The organism is Streptomyces sp. NPDC055078 (assembly GCF_053607985.1).
Genome location: NZ_JBSGUP010000807.1, coordinates 1 through 3,323 on the forward strand (window position 1 = coordinate 1; position 3,323 = coordinate 3,323).

4 protein-coding genes are annotated in these 3,323 nt (G+C 68.0%); 1 reads left to right on the forward strand and 3 read right to left on the reverse strand.

Translation table 11 applies throughout. The features are described 5' to 3' along the window. A partial coding sequence (locus ACWF94_RS37000; RefSeq protein ID WP_453499064.1) for a 2-oxo acid dehydrogenase subunit E2 occupies positions 1–803 on the forward strand: 803 nt, incomplete at its 5' end. Between the two features lie 139 nt (positions 804–942). On the opposite strand, the gene ACWF94_RS37005 is transcribed toward ACWF94_RS37000, so the two are convergent. The 3 genes from ACWF94_RS37005 to ACWF94_RS37015 all read right to left on the reverse strand — a co-directional run. Beyond that, positions 943–1,581, reverse strand: coding sequence for an HD domain-containing protein (locus ACWF94_RS37005; protein WP_453499066.1), 639 nt, complete (start codon positions 1,579–1,581; stop codon positions 943–945). Between the two features lie 87 nt (positions 1,582–1,668). Continuing rightward, a complete protein-coding gene (locus tag ACWF94_RS37010) occupies positions 1,669–2,427 on the reverse strand; it encodes an iron ABC transporter ATP-binding protein (RefSeq protein ID WP_453499068.1) in 759 nt (252 codons plus the stop codon). Beyond that, the coding region (locus tag ACWF94_RS37015; RefSeq protein ID WP_453499070.1) for an iron chelate uptake ABC transporter family permease subunit at positions 2,424–3,323 on the reverse strand (900 nt) is incomplete at its 5' end. The genes ACWF94_RS37010 and ACWF94_RS37015, both read right to left, overlap by 4 nt.

A 3,323-nucleotide genomic window follows, 5' to 3' on the forward strand; every position in this document is an offset into this window, starting at 1 on the left:
GCGCCCCGGCGCCGGCGGCAGCCGCCGCCCGGCCGGACACGGCTCCCGCCCGGCCCGAGACCCCGCCCGCTGCCGAAGCCGCCCAGCGGCCCGCACCACGGGCCGAGGACGGCACGTACACCGATGTGCCGCACACCGGTATGCGCCGCGCGATCGCCCGGCGGCTCACCGAGAGCAAGAACACGGTTCCCCACTTCTACATCGAGCTGGACTGCCGTGTCGACGCGCTGCTCGAACTGCGCCGCGCGATGAAGGCCGACAACGGTCCCGGCTCGATCACCCCGTCCGTCAACGACTTCGTCGTCAAGGCGGTCGCCGGGGCGTTCCAGGATGTGCCCGAGGCCAACGCGGTCTGGACGGCGGACGCCACCCGCCGGTTCGATACGGTCTCCGTCGCCGTCGCGGTCGCCATCGAAGGCGGCCTGGTCACCCCGGTCGTCCGCAATGTCGAAACCCGGTCGATCGGCGACATCAGCCGCGCCGTGGCCGACCTGGCCGGGCGGGCCAGGGAGGGCAAGCTGCACCAGTCAGAGCTGGAAGGCGGCTCGTTCACGGTGTCCAACCTCGGCATGTACGGGATCGAGCGGTTCGCGGCGATCATCAACCCGCCGCATGCGGGCATCCTCGCGGTGGGCGCCGCGACGAAGCGCGCGGTCGTCGACGACGACGGCACGGTCACGGCCGCCACGCTGATGACCGTCACCCTGTCCGGCGATCACCGGGTCCTCGACGGCGCGCTCGCCGCGCAGTGGCTGGGCGCGCTCAAGGAACGTATCGAGCATCCGATGCGGATTCTGCTCTGAACCCCGCCACGGTGCCGGAGGGTCGCGGCTGACCGGCCCCGGCACCACCGTCACACGCCCCGGCCCGATGACGACGTACCGCATCGGGCCGGGGCATCGACGGAAGTGCGCCGGCCCTGATCCGTCTCCCCCACCCACGCTACGAACGGCGGCCCGGCACACCTTCCCCGTCGCCGCCCGCACTCTCATCCGCTGTCGCCGGCACGGCAGTCGCGATCGCCGTGAGATCGGGATCCCCGAACATCGCGCGCAACGCCTCGAAGGCCGCCACCTTCTCGGCACCGAACCGGCGCACATACCCGGTGTACTCGGCGGCGGTGAGGAACCTCGGCGGCGTCGACTTGGTGTGGAACTTGTCGGCGTACATCACCAACCGCTCCTCGTCCGTCGTCGCCACATAGTCGGCGACCGGCAGCGGAAGCCCCCAGCGCCGCACGTCGTGCCGGGTCAGACCGACACCCGTATGACAGGAACAGAACCTGCACACAGAATCCGGAAAGCCTTCCTTCTCCAGGATTTCATGCCCGAGAATCCCGTGACGGACATAGTTCGCCGCGTCGATACGCCCGGTATCGTCGATGAGGCGATAGACACCGATGTCGTGGAGCAGACACCCGGCCCGGACCAATTCCCGGTCGATCAGGGAATCAGGACCCAGCAGACTCTCGGCGATGCGCCACACGATTTCACAGTGCGTGTAAACAAGATCGTACGTGGTCCGGTTCGGAGCGTGCTTCTCATGAAGCCCGCGTATCTCGTCCACCGACGGAATGGTCACCGGCGCAGCGTACAACTGGCGCGGTCACGCGGTCGATGCGTCCCCGGCCGAGACCACCGCAGTGCGGGCACCCAAGCGGCCGGGGGCTCAGCGGTAGTACACGGCGGTCCGCTTCCCGTCGACCTCGTGCACCTGGACGGGGGTGTCGAACACCTCGCTCAGCACCTCCGCGCGCATCATCGCATCGACGCTGTCCGAAGCGGCGATACGGCCTTCGCGGAGGGCGATGATCCGGTCGGAGTAGGTGGCGGCGAAGTTGATGTCGTGCACGATCAGGACGATGGTCTTGCCGAGTTCGTCGGCCGCGCGGCGCAGCTGGCTCATCATCCGTACGGAGTGCTTCATGTCGAGATTGTTCAGGGGCTCGTCGAGCAGGACGTACCGGGTGTCCTGGGCCAGCACCATCGCCACATAGGCCCGCTGCCGCTGGCCGCCGGAGAGCTGATCGAGAAAGCGGTGCTGGAGGTCGCCGAGGTGGAGGAAGTCGAGTGCGTCGTCGATGTGGACGATGTCGTGTGGTGTCAGCCGCCCCCGGCTGTGCGGGAAGCGCCCGAAGGAGACCAGCTCCCGTACCGTCACCCGGGCGGTGAAGTGGTTCTCCTGGCGGAGGATGGACAGCGTCCGCGCCACGTCCTGGGACTTGGCGCGGTGTACGTCGAGACCGTCGACGGTCACGGTGCCCGAGGTCGGCTCGGCGAGCCGGCCGATGATGGTCAGCAGGGTGGACTTCCCGGCGCCGTTGGGGCCGACGAGCGAGGTGATTCCGCCCGCCGGAATCCGCCCGGACACCGGACCGAGCACGGTGTCGTCGCCGTATGCCTTGCGGATGTCGGTGAACTCGATCACAGGGTGCCCTTCCGGAGGAGATGGAGGAGGAAGACCGCCCCGCCGAGAAACTCGATGACGACGGTGAGCATGCCCGCCGCGTAGAACACGTGCTCCATGATGAACTGACCGCCCACCAGGGTGAGCAGCCCGACGAGGAACGCCATGGGCAGGACGACGGTATGCCGGTGGGTGCCCGACAGCTGGTAGGCGAGGATCGCGGTGACGAAGCCGAAGAAGGTCATGGGGCCCGCGAGCGCGGTCGCCATCGCGATCAGCAGGGAGATCAGCAGCAGCATCACCGTCAGCTCGCGCTTGTGGTCGATGCCCAGACCGGTGGCGGTGTCCCGGCCGAGCAGCAGGGTGTCGAGCCGGTGGCAGCGGTGTACGACGACGGCTCCGGCGATCACACAGACGATGGTCGCCAGGGGCAGATACGCCACGTCCGCGCTGGTGAGCCGGCCGAAGAGCCGGGCGGAGAGCACATCGAACTCGGCGGGTGAGAGCAGTCGCTGGAGGAAGTCCGACAGACTGCGGAAGGCCAGGCCCAGCACCACACCGACCAGCAGCATCACATGCAGGCTGCCGTTGCGCCCGGAGAACAGCCAGCGGAACAGCAGCATCGTGAAGCAGACCATCAGCAGGGTCTGGGTGACCAGCTTGGGCATTCCGTCCGTCGCGGCGAGGACGCTGCCGCCGAACACGGCCACCATGAGGGTCTGCATCAGGATGTAGACCGCGTCGAACCCCATGATCGACGGGGTGAGAATCCGGTTGTGGGTGATGGTCTGGAAGATCACCGTGCCCACGGCGTGGGCGAACGCGACCACGGCCATGGTCCACAGCACGGTCAGCCGACGCTCGAAGGCGAAGTCGAAGGACCCCTCGATGAAGAGGAAGAGATAGCAGACCACGGC